This is a genomic window from Streptomyces sp. GS7 (assembly GCF_009834125.1).
Classification (GTDB): Bacteria; Actinomycetota; Actinomycetes; order Streptomycetales; family Streptomycetaceae; genus Streptomyces.
Genome location: NZ_CP047146.1, coordinates 1,451,085 through 1,470,897, shown reverse-complemented (window position 1 = coordinate 1,470,897; position 19,813 = coordinate 1,451,085). Strand labels below are relative to the sequence as shown.

17 protein-coding genes and 2 tRNA genes are annotated in these 19,813 nt (G+C 70.9%); 8 read left to right on the top strand and 11 right to left on the bottom strand.

Annotation, left to right across the window (positions count from 1 at the left end):
* The first annotated feature begins 102 nt into the window (after positions 1-102).
* On the top strand, positions 103-1,080 hold the full coding sequence (locus GR130_RS06150; protein WP_159503762.1) for a hypothetical protein: 978 nt from the start codon (positions 103-105) through the stop codon (positions 1,078-1,080).
* 79 nt (positions 1,081-1,159) lie between these two features.
* On the opposite strand, the gene clpX is transcribed toward GR130_RS06150, so the two are convergent.
* The 5 genes from clpX to GR130_RS06125 form a co-directional block, all read right to left on the bottom strand.
* Entirely contained in the window at positions 1,160-2,443 is a 1,284-nt protein-coding gene (gene clpX / locus GR130_RS06145; RefSeq protein ID WP_159503761.1) for an ATP-dependent Clp protease ATP-binding subunit ClpX, read from the bottom strand.
* Positions 2,444-2,604: 161 nt separating this feature from the next.
* Entirely contained in the window at positions 2,605-3,279 is a 675-nt protein-coding gene (locus GR130_RS06140) for an ATP-dependent Clp protease proteolytic subunit (protein ID WP_159503760.1), read from the bottom strand.
* A gap of 65 nt (positions 3,280-3,344) precedes the next feature.
* Entirely contained in the window at positions 3,345-3,947 is a 603-nt protein-coding gene (locus GR130_RS06135; RefSeq protein WP_201305147.1) for an ATP-dependent Clp protease proteolytic subunit, read from the bottom strand.
* Positions 3,948-4,248: 301 nt separating this feature from the next.
* On the bottom strand, positions 4,249-5,646 hold the full coding sequence (tig, locus tag GR130_RS06130) for a trigger factor (RefSeq protein ID WP_159503759.1): 1,398 nt from the start codon (positions 5,644-5,646) through the stop codon (positions 4,249-4,251).
* Positions 5,647-5,846: 200 nt separating this feature from the next.
* Positions 5,847-5,923 (bottom strand) — tRNA-Pro (locus tag GR130_RS06125).
* Positions 5,924-6,058: 135 nt separating this feature from the next.
* Here GR130_RS06125 and GR130_RS06120 point away from each other — a divergent pair.
* Both GR130_RS06120 and GR130_RS06115 read left to right on the top strand, forming a co-directional pair.
* Positions 6,059-6,129: transfer RNA gene (locus GR130_RS06120), tRNA-Gly, on the top strand.
* Positions 6,130-6,839: 710 nt separating this feature from the next.
* On the top strand, positions 6,840-7,220 hold the full coding sequence (locus GR130_RS06115) for an arsenate reductase family protein (RefSeq protein WP_159503758.1): 381 nt from the start codon (positions 6,840-6,842) through the stop codon (positions 7,218-7,220).
* 50 nt (positions 7,221-7,270) lie between these two features.
* Here the strand turns inward: GR130_RS06115 and GR130_RS06110 are convergent, their stop codons facing one another.
* Positions 7,271-7,465, bottom strand: a complete 195-nt coding sequence (locus GR130_RS06110; protein ID WP_159503757.1) for a hypothetical protein — start codon at positions 7,463-7,465, stop codon at positions 7,271-7,273.
* Between the two features lie 134 nt (positions 7,466-7,599).
* Positions 7,600-8,430 (bottom strand): ABC transporter ATP-binding protein, encoded by an 831-nt coding sequence (locus GR130_RS06105; RefSeq protein WP_159503756.1) that lies wholly within the window; start codon positions 8,428-8,430, stop codon positions 7,600-7,602.
* 333 nt (positions 8,431-8,763) lie between these two features.
* Between GR130_RS06105 and GR130_RS06100 the strand changes: the two genes are divergently transcribed.
* Complete coding sequence (locus tag GR130_RS06100; protein WP_236572839.1) at positions 8,764-9,981, top strand: cation:proton antiporter; 1,218 nt, start codon at positions 8,764-8,766, stop codon at positions 9,979-9,981.
* Here the strand turns inward: GR130_RS06100 and GR130_RS06095 are convergent.
* On the bottom strand, positions 9,938-11,083 hold the full coding sequence (locus GR130_RS06095) for a PP2C family protein-serine/threonine phosphatase (RefSeq protein ID WP_236572838.1): 1,146 nt from the start codon (positions 11,081-11,083) through the stop codon (positions 9,938-9,940). The genes GR130_RS06100 and GR130_RS06095 overlap by 44 nt on opposite strands.
* Before the next feature lie 127 nt (positions 11,084-11,210).
* On the opposite strand from GR130_RS06095, the gene GR130_RS06090 reads away from it, so the two are divergent.
* Positions 11,211-12,440, top strand: coding sequence for a GNAT family N-acetyltransferase (locus tag GR130_RS06090; protein ID WP_159503755.1), 1,230 nt, complete (start codon positions 11,211-11,213; stop codon positions 12,438-12,440).
* 34 nt (positions 12,441-12,474) lie between these two features.
* Here the strand turns inward: GR130_RS06090 and GR130_RS06085 are convergent, their stop codons facing one another.
* Positions 12,475-13,299, bottom strand: coding sequence for an Fpg/Nei family DNA glycosylase (locus tag GR130_RS06085; protein ID WP_159503754.1), 825 nt, complete (start codon positions 13,297-13,299; stop codon positions 12,475-12,477).
* Positions 13,300-13,454: 155 nt separating this feature from the next.
* Positions 13,455-13,943 (bottom strand): ribose-5-phosphate isomerase, encoded by a 489-nt coding sequence (locus GR130_RS06080; RefSeq protein WP_159503753.1) that lies wholly within the window; start codon positions 13,941-13,943, stop codon positions 13,455-13,457.
* A gap of 197 nt (positions 13,944-14,140) precedes the next feature.
* Between GR130_RS06080 and GR130_RS06075 the strand changes: the two genes are divergently transcribed.
* Positions 14,141-15,628 carry an amino acid permease gene (locus GR130_RS06075; protein ID WP_201304806.1) on the top strand — a complete coding sequence of 496 codons (1,488 nt, stop codon included), beginning with the start codon at positions 14,141-14,143 and terminating at the stop codon, positions 15,626-15,628.
* 68 nt (positions 15,629-15,696) lie between these two features.
* Here the strand turns inward: GR130_RS06075 and GR130_RS06070 are convergent, their stop codons facing one another.
* Positions 15,697-16,296: a biotin transporter BioY gene (locus tag GR130_RS06070; RefSeq protein ID WP_159503752.1), complete on the bottom strand. Its 600-nt coding sequence runs from the start codon at positions 16,294-16,296 to the stop codon at positions 15,697-15,699.
* 327 nt (positions 16,297-16,623) lie between these two features.
* On the opposite strand from GR130_RS06070, the gene GR130_RS06065 reads away from it, so the two are divergent.
* Together GR130_RS06065 and GR130_RS06060 are read left to right on the top strand one after the other, a co-directional pair.
* Positions 16,624-18,042, top strand: a complete 1,419-nt coding sequence (locus GR130_RS06065) for an amino acid permease (protein ID WP_159503751.1) — start codon at positions 16,624-16,626, stop codon at positions 18,040-18,042.
* Between the two features lie 285 nt (positions 18,043-18,327).
* A complete protein-coding gene (locus GR130_RS06060; protein WP_159503750.1) occupies positions 18,328-19,749 on the top strand; it encodes an amino acid permease in 1,422 nt (473 codons plus the stop codon).
* Positions 19,750-19,813 lie beyond the last annotated feature (64 nt).

The window sequence follows — 19,813 nt, the reverse complement described above, 5'->3', positions numbered from 1 at the left end:
CCGGGGCACCGGTTGTCAGCGGCGTACTACAGGATGTCGGCAGCGCATCACCACCATGCACGGAATTTCCGGGGCATCAGCAGTCACGAGGGGAACCGCTCCATGAGCTTCAACCAGCCGCCTCCCGGCCCGTACGGCCAGCAGCCCCAGCAGCCGGGCCCCTACGGCCAACCGCAGCCGCCCGCCCCTCAGCCCGGCTACGGCTACCCCCAGCAGGGCGGCCAGGTCCCACCGCAGCAGGGCTACGGCTATCCGCAGCAGGGCGGCCAGGTCCCACCGGCGCAGGGCTACGGCTACCCCCAGCAGGCCCCTCAGCAGCAGTACGCCCCGCCGCAGCAGCCGAACTTCGGCCAGCAGCCCCCGTACGGCGGCCAGCAGACCCCTTACGGGATGATCCCCGACACCCCGGAGACCGGCGGCGGCAACGGCAAGAAGATCGGCATCATCGTCGGCGCCGTCGCCGCCGTCGCGGCGATCGGTGTGGGCGTGTACTTCGTCTTCGGCTCGGGCGGCAACGTGAAGCCGTACACGATCTCGCTGGGCGACAGCCTGCTGAGCGGGCAGTTCCACAAGCAGCCGACGAACGACGCCGGCTCCCAGGACTTCACCAACAACAAGGACGCCCAGGCGCTCGGCATCACCAACAGCAAGGGCGTCACCGGCCAGTACAAGGACGGCAGCGGGCTGGTGATGAGCGTGGTCGGCATCTACGGCAACATCGCCGACCCGCAGGGCGCCGTGACCAAGATGTTCGCCAAGGTCGACGAGAACGTGAAGCAGGACACCGACCGCCGGAACGGCAAGGTCGAGGACGTCACGCCCATCACCGCGTTCTCGCCGAGCGGCTTCGACGGCGCGGTCATGAAGTGCCGGACGCAGAAGCTCAGCTCCTCGATGGGCGGCGTGAACGTGTCCTTCAACGCCTCCACCTGCATCTGGGGCGACAGCAGCGCCCTGGGCGTGGTCCAGATGATCGCCGTGCCGGACCCCAGCGGCGCCGGCTCCGCCACCACCCCGAGCGCCAAGGACCTGTCGGACAAGACCGCCAAGGTCCGCAACGAGGTCCGCAAGGACAAGTAGCGGGTCCGCACACGAGAACCGCCCGGCAGCAACTCCGCTGCCGGGCGGTTCTGTTGTACGTGTACGTGGGGGGACGGCGCTACGCGCTCTTCTCCTGGGGCTCGCCCGAGTCGCCGCGGGTGCGCGGGACCAGGGTCGGGTTGACGTTGGAGTGCACCACGTCCTCGGTGATGACGACGCGGGCGACGTCCTTGCGGGACGGGATCTCGTACATCACCGCCTGGAGGACCTCCTCCATGATGGCGCGCAGACCGCGGGCGCCGGTGCCGCGGAGGATGGCCTGGTCGGCGATGGCCTCCAGGGCCGGGCGGTCGAAGTCCAGCTCCACACCGTCGAGTTCGAAGAGCCGCTGGTACTGCTTGACCAGGGCGTTGCGCGGCTCCACCAGGATCTGCAGGAGCGCCTCGCGGTCGAGGTTGTGGACCGAGGTCAGGACCGGGAGGCGGCCGATGAACTCGGGGATCATGCCGAACTTCACCAGGTCCTCCGGCATGACCTCCTGGAGCCGGTCCTTGGACTCGATCTCCCGCTTGGAGCGGATCGTCGCGCCGAAGCCGATGCCCTTGGCGCCGGACCGGGCCTCGATGATCTTCTCCAGGCCGGCGAAGGCGCCGCCGACGATGAAGAGGACGTTGGTGGTGTCGATCTGGATGAATTCCTGGTGGGGGTGCTTGCGGCCGCCCTGCGGCGGGACCGAGGCGGTGGTGCCCTCCAGGATCTTCAGCAGGGCCTGCTGGACGCCCTCGCCGGAGACATCGCGGGTGATCGACGGGTTTTCGCTCTTCCGGGCGACCTTGTCGATCTCGTCGATGTAGATGATGCCGGTCTCGGCCTTCTTGATGTCGAAGTCCGCGGCCTGGATCAGCTTGAGGAGGATGTTCTCGACGTCCTCGCCGACATAGCCGGCCTCGGTCAGCGCGGTCGCGTCGGCGAACGCGAAGGGAACGTTGAGCATCCGGGCCAGGGTCTGCGCGAGCAGCGTCTTGCCGGAGCCGGTGGGGCCGAGCAGCAGGATGTTGGACTTGGCGAGCTCGATGCCCTCGTCGCCGCGGCCCGGGCCGTTCTCACCCGCCTGCACCCGCTTGTAGTGGTTGTAGACGGCCACCGAGAGCGCCTTCTTGGCGGGCTCCTGGCCGACGACGTAGCCGTTGAGGAACTCGTAGATCTCGCGGGGCTTGGGGAGTTCCTCCCAGCGCACCTCGGAGGTCTCGGCGAGCTCCTCCTCGATGATCTCGTTGCAGAGGTCGATGCACTCGTCGCAGATGTACACACCAGGCCCCGCGATGAGCTTCTTCACCTGCTTCTGGCTCTTTCCGCAGAACGAGCACTTGAGCAGGTCGCCGCCGTCACCGATGCGTGCCACGAGGTGAATCCCCTTCGCCTGGGATCCGCATTGCTCCGCGGACCCGGGTGCTTGCCTATCGACGGTACCTTGCCGGGCCCCCCGTACGGGCCCCCCTTGGACCGACTCGGTTCACTCGGTCCAAGGGGGCAACACTCCGGCGCATTTCGCGAAGATCGCGATCAGACCGAGACGGAGGTCTTCCGCGTCGAGACGATCTGGTCGACCAGACCGTACGCCAGGGACTCCTCGGCGGTCAGGATCTTGTCGCGCTCGATGTCCTCGCGGATCTTCTCGATCGGCGTGGACGAGTGCTTGGCCAGCATCTCCTCCAGCTGCTGGCGCATCCGCTGGATCTCGCGGGCGGCGATCTCCAGGTCGGAGACCTGGCCGCGGCCGGTCTCGCTGAAGGGCTGGTGGATCAGCACCCGGGCGTTGGGCAGCGCCATGCGCTTGCCCGGGGTGCCGGCCGCCAGCAGCACGGCCGCGGCGGAGGCCGCCTGGCCCATGCACACCGTCTGGATGTCCGGCTTCACGAACTGCATCGTGTCGTAGATCGCGGTGAGCGCCGTGAAGGAGCCGCCGGGGCTGTTGATGTAGACCGAGATGTCGCGGTCCGGGTCCATCGACTCCAGGCACAGCAGCTGCGCCATGACGTCGTTGGCGGAGGCGTCGTCGATCTGCACACCGAGGAAGATCACCCGCTCCTCGAAGAGCTTGGCGTAGGGGTCGTACTCACGGACGCCCTGCGAGGTGCGCTCGACGAAGCGCGGGACGATATAGCGGGACTCGGCGGGCATGCCGGAGAACTCGGCCTGAGCGCGCTCGTAGAGGCCGCTTCCGGGGAAGTTGTTCATCTGGAGGTTCACCGTCCTGGTGGCGAAAGGGAGCTGGAGTCGACTGCGAGGCGGGTGTCCGGGGCTCAGGCCCCGGTGCCGCCCCCGCCCGGAACGCCGGCGGCGGAGGGCATGACGTCGTCGATGAGGCCGTACGCCTTGGCCTCCTCGGCGGTGAACCATCGGTCGCGGTCGGCGTCCTTGGTCCACTGCTCCAGCGTCTGGCCGGTGTGCATGGCGGAGAGCTCGCCCAGGCGCTTCTTCGTACGGAGCAGCTGCTCGGCGTGGATCTTGATGTCCGAGGCCGAGCCCGCCAGGCCCGCGGAGGGCTGGTGGATGAGGATCTCGGCGTTCGGCAGCGCGAAGCGCTTGCCCGGGGTGCCGGCGCTCAGCAGGAACTGGCCCATCGAAGCGGCGAGGCCCATGGCGATGGTGACCACGTCGTTCTTGATGTACTGCATGGTGTCGTAGATCGCCATGCCGGCCGTGACCGAACCACCGGGGGAGTTGATGTAGAGGAAGATGTCCTTGTCCGGATCAGCGGCGAGGAGCAGCAGCTGCGCCGTGATCTTGTTGGCGATGTCGTCGTCGACCGGCTGGCCGAGGAAGATGATCCGCTCGCCGAGCAGCCGGTTGTAGACCTGGTCGCCGAGGCCACCGGAGGTCGGCTCAGCGGCGGCGGAAGGCATCGGGATCGTCACGTGTCCACCTGCTCGTTGTCGGACGGCTCGCGACCGTCTCAGCGTCGTCTTCTGGGGCGCGGGGACCGGCGCCGTGTGGTGCGCCCGGCGCGCGTTCAGAAACTCCCCTGCCCTCGTATCTACGGACCCTAACGCGCAGGTCGGACAACGCCATCCCGCAGCGAGAACTGTTCGCTGTGAGCGCAGGCTCACCGACCGGTATGACGTACGGGCCCGAACACGCACTCGTGCGTGTTCGGGCCCGTACTCAGCGCTCGAAGTGCCCGGGGAGGCCCCGGGCGGCCGGGGCTCAGCCCTCGGTCTTCGCGGCCTCCTCGGCCTTCTCCTCGGTGCCCTCGGCCTCGGCGACGACGGCCTCGGCGACCTCGGCCTCATCCTCGTCCTCCAGGTCGACGACCTGGCCGTTGGAGTCCTTGACCGTGGCGGCCTCGACGACCACCGCGAGGGCCTTGCCGCGCGCGACCTCGCCGACCAGCATCGGGACCTGGCCACCCTCGACGACCGCCTGGGCGAACTGGTCGGGGCTCATGCCGGAGGACTGGGCGCGGCGCATGAGGTGCTCGGTGAGCTCCTCCTGGCTGACGTTCAGCTTCTCCTTGTTGACCAGCTCGTCCAGGATGAACTGGGTCTTGATGCCCTTCTCGGCCTGCTCCTTGGTCTCGGCGTCGAACTCCTCCTCGGTCTTGCCCTGGATCTCCAGGTACTTCGCGAGGTCGAGGCCCATCTGGCCGAGCTGGTGGTGCTCCAGGTTGTGCTTGCGGGTCTGGATCTCGTCCGCGAGCAGCTTCTCCGGCATCGGCACCTCGACGAGCTTGAGCAGCTCGTCCAGGACCTTCTCCTGCGCCTGGGTGGCCTGGTCGTACTTCTTCATCTGCTCAAGGCGCTTGCGGCTGTCCGCGCGCAGCTCCTCAAGGGTGTCGAACTCGCTGGCCAGCTGCGCGAAGTCGTCGTCCAGCGCGGGCAGTTCGCGGGACTTGACCTCGGTGACGTCGACCTTGACCTCGGCCTCCTTGCCCTGGGCGGAGCCGCCCTTGAGCTCGGAGGTGAAGGTGGCGCTGCCGCCGGCCTCCAGGCCCTTGACGGCCTCGTCGATGCCGTCGAGGAGCTCGCCGGAGCCGACGGTGTACGTGACGCCGTTGGCGACGCCGTCCTCCAGGACCTCGCCGTCGACCTTGGCCTCCAGGTCGACGGTCAGCACGTCGCCCTCCTGGGCGGCGCGCTCGGCCGGGGTGGTCGTGGCGAAGCGCTCACGCAGCTGCTCGACGGACTTGTCGACGTCCTCGTCCGACACCTCGACGGCGTCGACCTCGACCTCGATGCCGGAGTAGTCCGGGATCTCCAGGGCGGGGCGGATGTCGACCTCGGCGGTGAAGGCCAGCAGCTCGTTGTCCTTGAGCTCGGTGATGTCGACCTCGGGCTGGCCGAGGACGTTCAGCTCCGCCTCGTTGACCGCTTCGGTGTAGAACTTCGGGAGCGCGTCGTTGACGGCCTCTTCCAGCACGGCGCCGCGACCGAACCGCTGGTCGATGACGCGGGCCGGGATCTTGCCCCGACGGAAGCCCTTCACCGTGACCTGCTGGTTGATCTTCTTGTACGCCGCGTCGAGGCTGGCCTTGAGCTCCTCGAAGGGCACCTCGACAGTGAGCCGAACCCGAGTCGGGTTCAGGGTCTCCACGGCGCTCTTCACGGTTCGGTCTCCTTGGGGCTGACTTCTGGGGTTATGCCTGAGATCTTCCGGTTCCGGCAGATCCCGGCCCGGCCGATCGCGCCCGGTACAAAAGACACACAGGCACGCAGCTTGCATAGTAACCGCAAGGAGGAGGGCACCCACAACGCGATCTCGAACGGCCACTGATGCCGTCTCCGCGGCATCGGGCGGGTACCAACTGGTCGGGGTGGCCGGATTCGAACCGACGACCTTCCGCTCCCAAAGCGGACGCGCTACCAAGCTGCGCCACACCCCGTCGGTGCGACACGTAGGGTACATGGCCGCGGACTCTGCGGCTGCCAGTTATTCGGGAGCGCGATGCGGTGTGCGGCGGACCGCCGGCACCCGCTACGATGCACTGCGTGCCGAGGTCCTGCGACCGTCGGCGCTCGCGGGCGTAGCTCAATGGTAGAGCCCCAGTCTTCCAAACTGGCTACGCGGGTTCGATTCCCGTCGCCCGCTCCGGAACGGCCCGGGGCCGGATCGTGGACTTTCCCGATCCGGCCCCGGGGCGTTTGTGCCGCCGGCCGCCGGGAAGTCCGTCACCTCCCCCGCCGAATTCCCCGCCGCCGGAATTCCGGATTCGCCACGGCGCGCCCATCCCGGAAAACGTTGCCCGGCGGGCCGATATCCGCGTGATCGCCGCCGAGCCCATGTCCGATATCCCCGTGCACCCGGAGAAGAACGTGCGCCACGGCACCCCGCTGCGCGCCATGGTGGCCTCCCAGGCGGGACTCCGGGGCGATGCTCCACGCCCGGGCCCACGCCCGTACGCCCCGGGAATTCCGGTCCGTACGCGGACCGGGCGGCGGACGGCGGCACGCCCCGGGCGTTTCCGCGCAACCGCGGACCGGATGGTTCCTCGCACCTCGCACGGGCTGCGCCGCCGCGCCGGAATCCATGACCGGGGGGGCGCTCTCCGGCGAGGAGACCCGCGGGACAGCTCTTCGCTCGGCGGTACTGCGACCGAACCGCAGCGGCACCACGGCGACACGGAGGCGAAATCGCGCCCGGCGCGGACCACAACTCGCGGATAGCGGAAGGCGGAAAGCGGAAAGCGGAAAGCGGAAAGCGGATATCCGCTGTCGGAAAGCGTCGGCCGGCCGGAGAACCGCTTTCCCCTTCGCCGGTAGGGCACTTGTGCCGTTCGGTCGGTTGGCTAGGGTGCACGCATGGAGATCTGGATCAACCCTGCCTGTTCCAAGTGCCGTTCCGCCGTGCAGCTCCTCGACGCGGAGGGGGCGGAGTACACCGTGCGGCGGTATCTCGAAGAGCCGCCGAGCGCCCAGGAGTTGCGGGAGGTGCTGGAGCGGCTGGCGCTGGAGCCGTGGGACATCACCCGCACCCAGGAGGCCGACGCGAAGGAACTCGGCCTGAAGGACTGGGGCCGCACGGCGGACGACCGCGAGCGGTGGATCGAGGCGTTGGCGGCGCACCCCCGGTTGATCCAGCGCCCGATCATCACCGCCGACGACGGATCGGCACTGGTGGGACGCAGCGAGGACGCCGTACGGGACGCGCTGGGGCGGACCGGGGGTGGCGACGCCCCCTGAGCCCGGTCCGCGCCGCGGACCGGCCTGGGGTCTGTCCGACAGGTCGGACCCTAGAACGTGATGTGGTTGATGGTCTGCGCGATGGAGGTCAGGAACCGGTTGATCGACGGCGCCATCCCCGTGGAGGCGAGGAAGAAGCCGAAGAGTATGGCGACGAGCGCCGGGCCCGCCTTGATCGACTTCTGTCTGATCAGCACGACGAGGATGATCCCCAGCATCACGACAACTGACAGCGAAAGAGCCACAACTGATCACACCCTCGGTCGGAACGCCTCACCGGCCCTGGGGCATGCCGCGCACACCCCCGGCACCCATCGTGCCATCAACTCTTTGCCCATCGCAGGCGGGTGACGAATCTTCGGCCAACGCTTTGCCCGATTCATGGGGTTGGCGTGAAGTGGGGCGAGTGGGGGGTTGTGGGGTGACGTCCGGGCGGTGAGGAAGAGGTGACGCGCGGCCGGTGGGACACGGCGCGACTGCGGTCCGTGAGCGCCGCCATCCGGGCGGCGATCCGGTCGGCCGGAACGGCCTCCAGCCGGTCCGCCAGGGCCCCGTCGGCGAGGAGGAGGACCTGGTCGGCCCAGGCGGCGGCGACCGGGTCGTGGGTGACCATGACGACCGTGGCGCCGAGGGCGTCGACGGTGTGCCGCAGGACGGCCAGGACCTCGGCCGCGGTCGCGGCGTCCAGGGCGCCGGTCGGCTCGTCGGCGAAGATCACGTCCGGCGCGGTGACCAGGGCCCGGGCGATCGCCACCCGCTGCTGCTGCCCCCCGGACAGCTGACCCGGGCGGCGCCGGGCATGCTCGTGCAGGCCGACGCCGGCCAGCACGTCGGCCGCCCGCCCGCGGTCCGGGCGCTCACCGGCCAGCCGCAGCGGCAGCAGGACGTTCTGCTCGACGGTGAGCGCGGGCAGCAGGTTGAACGCCTGGAAGACGAAGCCCAGCCGGCTGCGGCGCAGTGCGGCCAGGCGGCCCTCGCGGAGCCGGGTGATCTCCGTGCCGGCCAGGCGGACGGAGCCGGCGGTGGGGCGGTCGAGGCCGGCCGCGCACTGGAGGAAGGTGGACTTCCCCGAGCCGGAGGGGCCCATGACGGCGGTGAACGAGCCGTGCGGCAGGGCCAGATCCATCCCGCGCAGGGCGTGTACGGCGCCGGCGCCGCGGCCGTACCGGCGGCACACCCCGCGTAGTTCCACGGCGTATCCACCGCTCATCGGGCACTCCCGTTCCGTGTGGTCGACCGGCCTCCTCCGACAGCCGGTCACTGCGTTCACCGTAGGGATCGGACGCCCGGTCCGGCCATGAGGAGGGCCGCCGGTCACGCCGGGGGAAAACCCCACCCCCGGGGGGCGTGGAGGGGGCGGGCATCGCGGACCGGGCTCGGACACCGACACCCGCGTCCGCACCCGCAGGTCAATCGTTTGGTAATCTAAGTATTGACGATTTATTGACGCATCCTTGACCAAGTTGCTCTCTCGGCCCGGCCGCCGGAGCACCCGACGACCAGGAGGAACGGGCCCATCGGACACGCAGACACCCTGATCGCCATGGGCGGCGCCTTTCTCGCCGCCGCCGTCCTCGCCCGCCTCGGCGGCCGGATCGGGCTCCCCACCATCCCCCTGTTCATCCTGGCCGGAATCCTGCTCGGCCCACACACTCCTGGCATCGTGCTGGTCGCCGACCCGCACGACCTGGAGATGCTCTCCCTCCTCGGCCTGGTGCTGCTGCTCTTCTACCTGGGCCTGGAATTCCATGTGGACGACCTGAAGGCGGGCGGGCGCAGGATGGCGCTGGCCGGCGGCGCCTACCTGGCGCTGAACGTCGGCGCCGGGCTCGGCTTCGGCTTCGCGCTCGGCTGGGGCACCGCCGAGGCGCTGGTGCTCGCCGGGGTGCTGGGCATCTCCTCGTCGGCCATCGTCACCAAGGTGCTGGTCGACACCGGGCGGCTGGGCAACCCGGAGACCAAGCCGATCCTCGGCATCATCGTCGTCGAGGACATCTTCCTGGCGCTCTATCTGGCCGCGCTGCAACCGGTGTTGTCCGGCGCCGACTCGCTCGGGTCGGCCGCCCTGGACGCCGGCAAGGCGTTCGGCTTCCTGCTGCTGCTCGCGGCGGCCGCCCGCTGGGGGACCCGGGCCGTCGGCCGGCTGATCGCCACCAAGGACGACGAGCTGCTGGTGATCTCCTTCCTGAGCGCCGCCGTGCTGGTCGCCGGGGTCTCCGAGTGGTTCGGGGTCGCGGACGCCATCGGCGCGTTCATGGTGGGCCTGATGCTGGGCAGTACCCGCTCCGGCCCGCGGATCCGGGAGCTGGTGCATCCGCTGCGGGACGCGTTCGGGGCGATCTTCTTCTTCGCCTTCGGGCTCTCCGTCGACCCCGGTGACCTGCCCCGCGTGCTGGGGCCGGTGCTGGTCGCGGTGGCGCTGACCCTGCTGATGAACGTGTTGGCGGGGCTGGTCGCCGCCCGGATCCACGGCTTCGGGTCCGGCCCGGCCGCGAACATCGCCACCGCGCTGCTGGCCCGCGGCGAGTTCGCGCTCATCCTGGCGACGATGGCGGCGGGCGCCGGGCTCGACGAGCGGCTGTCCCCGTTCATCGCCGGGTACGTCCTGATCCTGGCCGTCCTCGGCCCGCTGGCCGCCGGCCGTTCCGGGCTGCTGGCCCACGTTCTGCCGGGCGGGCGGACGGGCAGCCGTACGGAACCGGAGGCGCCGAACGGCCCTACGCGTCCCGGCAGATCAGCAGCAGTGCCCGGTCGTCGTTGACGTCCTTGGCGACGGCCTCGATGAGATGCCAGGCGGCGCCGGCGAAACCGCTGTGCACATAGCGCTCGGCCTCGCCGGTCAGCCGGTCGATGCCCTCGGCGATATCGCGGTCGGCGGCCTCCACCAGGCCGTCGGTGAACATCATCAGTACGTCGCCGGGCCGCAGCGTGCCCTTGACCGGGTCGAACTGGGCGCCGTCGTAGACCCCGAGCAGCGGCCCCTCCCCCGCCTTCTCCTCCCAGCGGCCGGTGCCCGCGCTGAGCTGGAGGGCGGGGAGGTGGCCCGCGGAGAGGAGTTCGTAGTCCCCGGACTCCAGGTCGAGGACGAGGTGGATGGAGGTGGCGAACCCCTCGTCCCAGTCCTGCCGCAGGAGGTAGCCGTTGGCGGCGGGCAGGAAGCCGTGCGGCGGGAGGGAGCCGAGCAGCCCGCCGAAGGCGCCGGAGAGGAGCAGCGCGCGGGACGCGGCGTCCATGCCCTTGCCGGAGACGTCGGTGAGCACGACTTCGAGGATGTTGCCGCCCTGGGTGCGGGAGGCCACCACGAAGTCGCCGGAGAAGGACTGGCCGCCGGCCGGGCGGAGCGCCATCTCCTGGTGCCAGCCCTGGGGCAGTTTGGGCAGTGCGCTCTGGACCCGGATCCGCTCGCGCAGGTCGAAGAGCATGGTGCCGCCGCGCCGCCAGGGCACCCCGACCCGGCTGCGGAACTGCGCGATCAGCAACCCGAAGAGCCCGACCGCGGCGACCACCAGGACCGTGCCGGGGGTGATCCGGTCGGGCCCCTCGTCGTACGGGCCGAACAGCGCGGCCTCGACGATCAGCGCGGTGGCGGAAGCGGCGTACAGGACAAGGAGGTTGGCCGGCCGCAGCAGCAGCCCGCCGGCGATGATCGGGAGGACCAGCGCGGTGGGCGCGAACCACTCGGAGTGCCAGAGGGTGCCGGCGGCGATGGCGGGTATGGCGGCGAGCAGGGCGGCCAGGGCGAGCCAGTCGGAGCCGTCGCCGCGGAAGTAGTCGACGCCGGCCTTGCGCAGGCCGATGCGTGCCCGGTGCAGACCTCTGCGCATCCGGGCCGTCAGGGGTTCCGCTCCCGGGCCGCGTGTCATTGCTCTGGGACCTTATCCACCCGTTCGGCGGTGCGTCGATTCGCCGCACGTCACCCAGGGGAATTGCCGGGAAATCGCGTTCGAAATGCGGTCGCGCGGCCGGAGAGCGTCCTGCTAGGCATGGCGCATGACAACAGAGTTGCAGCCGTTGCGGTGGGCCGAGTGGGATGCCTGGTTCGACACGTTGGACGTGGTGTTCGGCGGGGTCGCGGACGCTCCGGAACGGCGCGCGTGGTGGCGGGAGGTCACCGAGATCGACCGGGCGCTGGCGGTCCGGGACGGCGCGGACACCGTCGCCACGGGCGGCGCCTTCTCGTTCGGACTAACGGTGCCGGGCGGCGCGGAGTTGCCCGTCGCCGGGGTCACGGCGGTCGGTGTGCTGCCGACACACCGCCGCCGCGGGGTGCTGCGCTCGATGATGCGGCATCAGCTGACGGACATTCATGAGCGCGGTGAGGCGCTGGCGGTGCTGACCGCCTCGGAGCCGGCGATCTACGGGCGCTTCGGCTACGGCGTGGCCACCCAGGGGATGGGGATGACGGTGGACACGGTGCGGCTGGCCGCCCCGGACCTGCCCGGGGTGGACGGTGTGCGGCTGCGGCTGGCGGACCCGGTGGCCGCGGTGCCGGACTGCGAGCGGGTCTACGCCCGACTGGTCCCGGAGCGGCCGGGGATGCTCGCCCGGCGGCCCGGCTGGGAGCGGCAGGGGGTGCTCGACCCGGAGAGCGAGCGGGACGGGGCCGGGAAGCTCCAGTGCGTGCTGGCCGAGGTGGACGGCGAGGTGCGGGGGTACGCCCGGTATTCCGTCACGCCGCAGTGGGACCGCTCCGGGCCGTACGGGCAGGTGACCGTGCGGCAGGTCGAGGCCCTGGACCCGGTGGTCTACGCGGCGCTGTGGCGCTATCTGTTCGGGATCGACCTGACCTCGTCGGTGGCGGTGCGCAGCCGGCCGGTCGACGACCCGCTGCCGCATCTGGTGGCGGACCAGCGGCGCTGCCAACTGGGGTTGCAGGAGGCGCTGTTCATCCGCCCGGTGGACGTGGGAGCCGCGCTGGCGGCACGCGCGTACCGGACGCCGGTGGAGGTGGTGCTCGACGTCGCGGACGACTTCTGCCCGTGGAACGCGGGGCGCTGGCGGCTGTCCGCGGACGAGAAGGGTGCGGTCTGCGAGCGGACCGCCGACCCGGCCGATCTCGCGCTGTCCGTACGGGAGTTGGGCTCCGCCTACCTGGGTGGCTTCTCGCTGGCGGCGCTGGCGGGGGCCGGCCGGGTGCGGGAGCTGCGGCCGGGGGCGCTGGCGGCGGCCACCCTCGCCTTCGGGTCGGACGTGCCGCCCTGGCTGCCGCATTCCTTCTAGCCGTACGACCCCGGCCGCGCGCATCGGGCAGGCCCTACGCCCGCCGGGCCGTGGCCGGTTGGCAGCCCGGGCACCAGAAGAGGTTGCGGGCGGCGAGGTCGGCGGTGCGGATCTCGCTGCCGCAGATGTGGCAGTGGCCGGCGGCCCGGCGGTAGACGTACACCTCGCCGCCGTGGTCGTCGACCCGCGGCGGGCGGCCCATGGCCTCGGGCAGGTGCTCGGGGCGGACGGTGTCGATCCGGTTGTGCCGGACGCCCTCGCGCATCAGGGACACCAGGTCGGCCCAGATCGCGTCCCACTGGGCGCGGGTGAGGTCGCGGCCCGGGAGGTAGGGGTCGACGCCGTGCCGGAAGAGGACCTCGGCGCGGTAGACGTTGCCGACTCCGGCGATCACCTTCTGGTCCAGGAGCAGCGCCGCGATGGTGGTGCGGCTGCGGGCGATCCGCTGCCAGGCGCGGGCACCGTCGTCGCCGGGGCGCAGCGGGTCGGGGCCGAGCCGGGCGTGCAGCGCCTGCTTCTCGGCGTCGGTGATCAGGGCGCAGGTGGTGGGGCCGCGCAGGTCGGCGTAGTGGCGGGCGCCGACCAGCCGCAGCCGGACGGTGTCGGTGGGCGGCGGGGCCGGGGTGCCGCCGAAGCCGAGCTTGCCGAAGAGGCCGAGGTGGACGTGGACCCAGCGGTCCGGGCCGAAGCCGAGGAAGAGGTGTTTGCCGTGCGCCTCGGCGGTGTCCATGACCTGGCCGTCGACGAGCGCCGCGCCGTCCGCGAACCTGCCCTGCGGACTGCTCGCCCGGACCGCTCCGCCCTCGAAGCGGTCCCGGTGGTCCAGCGCGAGGCGGTGGATGGTGTGCCCCTCGGGCATCGGGTGGTCCTCCAGTGGGCACGCCCGCCCGCGCCGGTGGGCGGCGGGCAGCGCGGCGCCTGCCGCTCCGGTGGCGGGGGCCTCCCCTGCTCACGTGGATGCGAGAAGCCCGGGGAAGGGTGCCCGCACCGGAGGGCGGCGGCGGGGTGCGGCGGTCAGTCCTGCTGCGGGTGGTGGGCCGGGATCGGGGGGAGTTCGCCGGTGGTCTCGTAGGCGGCGAGCATCTCGATCCGGCGGGTGTGCCGCTCCTCGCCGGAGTACGGGGTGGCGAGGAAGACCTCGATGAACCGGGTCGCCTCCTCTTCGGTGTGCATCCGGCCGCCGACCGAGATGACGTTGGCGTTGTTGTGCTCCCGGCCGAGCTTGGCGGTCTCCTCGCTCCAGGCGAGCGCGGCGCGTACGCCCTTGACCTTGTTGGCGGCGATCTGCTCGCCGTTGCCGGAGCCGCCGATCACGATGCCGAGGCTCTCCGGGTCGGCGGCGGTGCGCTCCGCGGCGCGCAGGCAGAACGGGGGGTAGTCGTCCTGGGCGTCGTAGATGTGCGGGCCGCAGTCGACGGGTTCGTGGCCGTGGGCCGTGAGCCAGTCGACGAGGTGGTTCTTGAGGTCGAAACCTGCATGATCGGAGCCGATGTACACGCGCATGGCACGAGTGTGGCACGACGCTGCGGGGGTAGACGTCACCGGGGCTTTGTGCCGCCGCCGGCGACTCCGTACAACTCGGCGGTAACCACAACGATCCGGGGTCGGCTCTTCCCAACGGTCGTGCACAACGGTCTCATTCCAAGGTTCCCCACGCAGAACCACAGTTCCCCACACAGAACCACAGAAGGACGGTGCACATGGGCGCGCACCCTCCCCCGAGCTCCGAAGGAGCAGGGGGCATCCCGATAGCGAAAGCGGTCCCCGCCGCCGGTGAACCCGGCGGCGGAGCCGGCGGGGGGCAGTCGCAGGACGGTCTCCAGGCAGGACTGAAGAACCGCCATCTGTCGATGATCGCCATCGGCGGGGTCATCGGCGCGGGTCTGTTCGTCGGATCCGGCGCCGGGATCAAGGCCGCCGGTCCCGGCATCCTCCTCTCCTACGCACTGACCGGCCTGCTGGTGGTGCTGGTGATGCGGATGCTGGGCGAGATGGCCGCGGCCTCGCCGACGTCCGGGTCGTTCTCGGCGTACGCGGACCGGGCGCTGGGGCGCTGGGCGGGCTTCACGATCGGCTGGCTGTACTGGTTCTTCTGGTCGGTGGTGCTGGCCGTGGAGGCGACCGCGGCGGCGTCGATCCTGACCGGCTGGGTCCCGGCCGTTCCGCAGTGGGCCTGGGCGCTGCTGGTGATGATCGTGCTGACCGGCACGAACCTGGTGTCGGTCAGCTCGTTCGGCGAGTTCGAGTTCTGGTTCGCCGGGATCAAGGTCGTGGCGATCGTGATCTTCATCGTGGTCGGCGCGCTGGCGATCTTCGGGCTGCCGCCGGGTCACCACGCGGTGGGCACGGCCAACCTGACCGGGCACGGTGGCTTCCTGCCGAAGGGGCCGGGCGCGATCCTCTCCGGCATGCTGCTGGTGGTCTTCTCCTTCATGGGCAGCGAGATCGTGACGCTGGCGGCGAGCGAGTCGCCGAACCCGGTGGTGGCCGTCCGCAAGGCCGTCAACAGCGTCATCTGGCGGATCGCGCTGTTCTACATCGGCTCGATCACGGTGATCGTGACGCTGCTGCCGTGGGACGACCCGGAGGTGGCCAAGAACCCGTACGTGGCGGTGCTGAAGTCGCTGAACATCCCGTACGTGGACGTGGTGATGGACGTGGTCGTGCTGACCGCGGTGCTGTCCTGCCTGAACTCCGGGCTCTACACGGCGTCCCGGATGGCGTACTCGCTCGGTGCGCGCGGCGACGCGCCCAGGGCGTTCGCGACGGTCAACAAGGGCGGCGTGCCGGCGGTGGCGATCTGGGCGTCGGTGGCCTTCGGCTTCATCGCGACGATCTTCAGCTACACGTCGAAGGACACCGTCTTCCAGTTCCTGCTCAACTCGTCCGGCGCGGTGGCCCTGTTCGTCTGGCTGGTCATCTGCTTCTCGCAGCTGCGGATGCGCCGGACGCTCGAACGGGAGGCGCCGGAGCGGCTGTCGGTGCGGATGTGGCTGTACCCGTGGCTGACCTACGCCACGATCGCGCTGATCGTCTTCGTCGTGGGCTACATGTTCTACGACAAGGACGGCCGGGAGCAGATGGTGCTGTCGGTGGTGGCGGCCGTGGTGGTGCTGGCGGTCGGGCTGACCCTGGAGCGGCGGCGGCCGCGCGAGCCGGAGGCCGTTGAAGCGGCGGAGAGCGCATAGTCGCGGTACGCAGACGACGGCGGGGCCCGCACCGATCGCCCGGTGCGGGCCCCGTCGTGTGCGGTGCGTCAGCCGCGGCGGCCGGCCAGCTTCCAGGCGGCCGGCAGGGCGCCCATGGCCAGGGCGATCTTGAGGGCGTCGCCGAGGAGGAACGGCACCATGCCGACGGCGACGGCCTTGCCGAGGGGCATCCCCGTGCTGAGGGCGAGGAAGGGGACGCCAATCGCGTAGATGAGGGCGTTGCCCGCGGCCATGGTGGCGGCGGTGCGCAGCACCCCGCGGTCGCCGCCGCGGCGGGCCAGCGCGCCCACGGCGGTGGCGGCGAGCAGCATGCCGAGGACGTAGCCGAAGGTGGCGCCGCCCGCGCCCGAGGCGCCGCCCGCGAACCACGGCATCCCGGCGACGCCCGCGATGGCGTACAGCGCGAGCGAGAGCAGACCGCGGCCGGCCCCGAGGGAGGCGCCGACCAGGAGGGCGGCGAAGGTCTGACCGGTGACCGGGACCGGGGAGCCGGGGATCGGCACGGCGATCTGGGCCGCGACACCGGTGAGGGCGGCGCCACCGACGACCAGCGCGGCGTCGCGGACGCGGGCGCGGGTGGCGCTGGCGGCCGGCAGCAGGTCGGCGAGAACCGCACCGGCGTTGAGGGCGGGTGCTGCTGTGCTCATCGGTACTCCGCGGGGTGAGAAGGATGCGGGACGGTCGGGACGCGATGACGTTAGTCCAGCGGGCCGTTGGCGATCATCGTGTGGCACCGACAAAGCCGTACCGGCCCGCTTGGAGACTTCCGAACATCCGCCAGAATGCCGGGCGTTGCCGGGTCGCGGGGTGTCTTTGCAGGTCACGTGATGCTCATCACGGCCGCGTTGGCGAGCGGGCGCCGGTTTTGTGGTAGCGCGGGGCGGGCGGCGACACTGGGCGGCGACCCGCGGTGACCTGTGGAGTTCCCCCAAAGCCGTCGGCGGCCCGGCCGCCCTGTCGCGAGAGTACGCACCATGCACGACGCACCGCCTCCGGTCGGGAAAGAGCCGCTGTCCACCGGGCTCAAGCAGCGCCATCTGACGATGCTGGGGCTGGGCGGGGTGATCGGCGCGGGGCTGTTCGTGGGCTCCGGGGCGGGGATCTCGGTGGCCGGGCCGGGCATCGTGCTGTCGTATCTGATCGCCGGCGCGCTGGCGATGCTGATCATGCGGATGCTCGGGGAGATGTCGGCGGCGATGCCGGCGTCGGGGGCGTTCTCGGTGCACGCGGAGCGGGCGCTGGGGCGCTGGGCCGGGTTCAGCGTCGGCTGGCTGTACTGGTTCCTGCTGGTGGTGGTGCTCGCCGTGGAGGCCACCGGGGCGGCGCAGATCGCGCACGGCTGGGTGCCGGCGGTGCCGCAGTGGGCCTGGGTGCTGGTCTTCATGGTCGTCTTCACCGCCGCCAACCTGGCCTCGGTGAAGAACTTCGGGGAGTTCGAGTTCTGGTTCGCGGCACTGAAGGTCACCGCGATCGTGCTGTTCCTGGCGCTGAGCCTGCTGGCGGTCTTCGGAGTGCTGCCGGACACCCACCCCGTCGGGCTGGCCAACCTCACCGGGCAGGGCGGCTTCCTGCCGCACGGCTGGGGCGGGGTGGTCTCCGGCGTGCTCGCGGTGGTGTTCGCCTTCGGCGGGCTGGAGGTGGTCACCATCGCGGCGGCCGAGTCGGACGACCCGGCGCGCGCGGTGGGCCGGGCGGTGCGCAGCGCGGTGTGGCGGATCCTCTTCTTCTACGTGGGCTCGATGCTGGTCATCGTGACCGTGCTGCCCTGGTCGTCGATGCGGCCGGGCGAGAGCCCGTACGTGATGGTGCTGGACCGCATCGGGGTGCCGGGCGCCGGGCAGATCATGAACATCGTGGTGTTCGTGGCGCTGCTCTCGGCGCTGAACGCCAATCTCTACGGCGCGTCGCGGATGGTGTTCTCGCTGGCCGAGCGCGGTGAGGCGCCGCGCGGGCTGCTGAAGGTGTCCGGAGGGGGGTCCCCCCGCTCGGGCGAAGCCGAGACTGGGGGAGGGGTGCCGCGGCGGGCGGTGCTGGCGTCGGTGGCGTTCGGCTTCGTGTCCGTCCTGCTGAATCTCCGGTGGCCGGATTCGGTCTTCCTCTACATGCTCAACGCGGTCGGTGCGGTGCTGCTGTTCGTCTGGGGGCTGATAGCCGTCTCCCAACTCCGGCTCCGGCCGCACATCGAGCGGGAGGCGCCGGAGAAGCTCGCGCTGCGGATGTGGGCGTTCCCCTATCTGACGTGGCTGGCGCTGGCGGCGATGGCGGCCGTGATCGTGCTGATGCTCACCGACGACGCGGCCCGGCCGCAGCTGCTGTGGTCGGCCGGGGCGACCGCGGCGGTGCTGGTCGTGGCCGGTGTACGGGAGCTGCGGGACCGCCGCGTACGGGACTGAGCCGGCGGCGTCCGGGCCGCCGCGGCGCTCCCCCCGGGGCGCGCGTGGCGACCCCTGGCACACATGAGTCACACATCACATTCACGGCATTCGACGATCTATCAGGCACGTACGGTCACGATCCCGTCTGAATACCGAACAATCGCTGCACGACTGTTGCCCTGAGCGGACACCGGCACTCAGACTGAGCCAGCTTTGCCGAGGACCCCGGATGTGAGCCGTCCACGGCCCCGGGAGACCGCAGTTCCGCCCGCTCCGCATCTCACTTACTGGGACAGGTACGACATGAATCGGACACCCTCGTCCGCCGCGGCCGGCCGCGAGCAGGCCGACGCGGTCCAGGGCGCCGGCCAGGACGGCGGCTCGCTGTCGAACGGCCTCAAGCAGCGCCACCTCTCGATGATCGCCCTCGGCGGGGTGATCGGGGCCGGGCTGTTCGTCGGCTCCCGTGAGGGCATCGCGGCGGCCGGCCCGTCGATCGTGCTGGCGTACGCCGTCTCCGGCGCGCTGGTCATGCTGATCATGCGGATGCTCGGCGAGATGGCCGCGGCCAATCCGGCGTCCGGCTCCTTCTCGGTGCACGCCGAGCGCTCCATCGGCTCGTGGGCCGGCTTCACCGTGGGCTGGATGTTCACCGCGCTGCTGTGTGTGGCGGTGGCCGCCGAGGCGCTGGGTGCCGCGGACGTGATGCACCAGTGGTTCCCGGCCACCCAGCCGTGGATGTGGGTGCTGCTGTTCATGGTGATCTTCACCGGGACGAACCTGGCGGCGGTCGGCAACTTCGGTGAGTTCGAGTTCTGGTTCGCCACCCTGAAGGTCGCCGCGATCGGCATCTTCCTGGTCCTGGGCGTGCTGGCCATCCTCGGCCTGCTGCCCGGCACTTCGGCTCCCGGCACCTCGCACCTCACCGGCGACGGCGGCTTCCTGCCCAAGGGCGTCGACGGCCTGATGGTCGGTCTGCTGGCGTCGGTCTTCGCGTACGGCGGCCTGGAGACGGTGACCATCGCCGCGGCCGAGTCCAAGGACCCGGTGCGCGGGGTGGCCCGCGCGGTGCGGACCGCGATGTGGCGGATCGCCCTCTTCTACGTCGGCTCGATGGCGGTCATCGTCACGGTCATCCCGTGGAGCGCGCCGTCCATCGCCAAGAGCGGCCCGTACGTGGCGGTGCTGGACTACCTGAAGATCCCGGCGGCCGGCCAGATCATGAACGCGGTCATCCTGGTCGCGCTGCTCTCCGCGGTGAACGCCAACATCTACGGCGCGTCGCGGATGGCCTACTCCCTCATCTCCCGCGGCCAGGGCCCGGCCTTCCTCGGGAAGGTCAGCGGCGGGGTGCCGCGCCGGGCGGTGCTGCTCTGCTCGGCCTTCGGGTTCGTCGCGGTGCTCTTCAGCTTCCTGTGGCCCACCACGCTCTTCCAGTGGCTGCTGAACATGGTCGGCGCGGCCGTCCTGGTGGTCTGGGGCTTCATCGCGGTCGCCCAGCTGCGGATGCGGCGGCGGCTGGAGCGCGAGGCGCCGGAGAGGCTGGTGGTCAGGATGTGGGCCTTCCCTGCGCTGACCTGGGTGGCGCTGGCCGGCATCGTGGCGGTGCTGGTGCTGATGCTGCGCGACGACAACCAGCGGATCCAGCTGCTGTTCACCGGCGGCTTCGGCGTGGTGCTGACGGTGGTCGGGCTGCTGCGGCAACGGGCGCTGAGCAACCGGTAGTTCTCCTTCCGGACCCCGTGAGGCGGGGCGGGACCTCCTTCCGAGGTCCCGCCCCGCCTCCGTC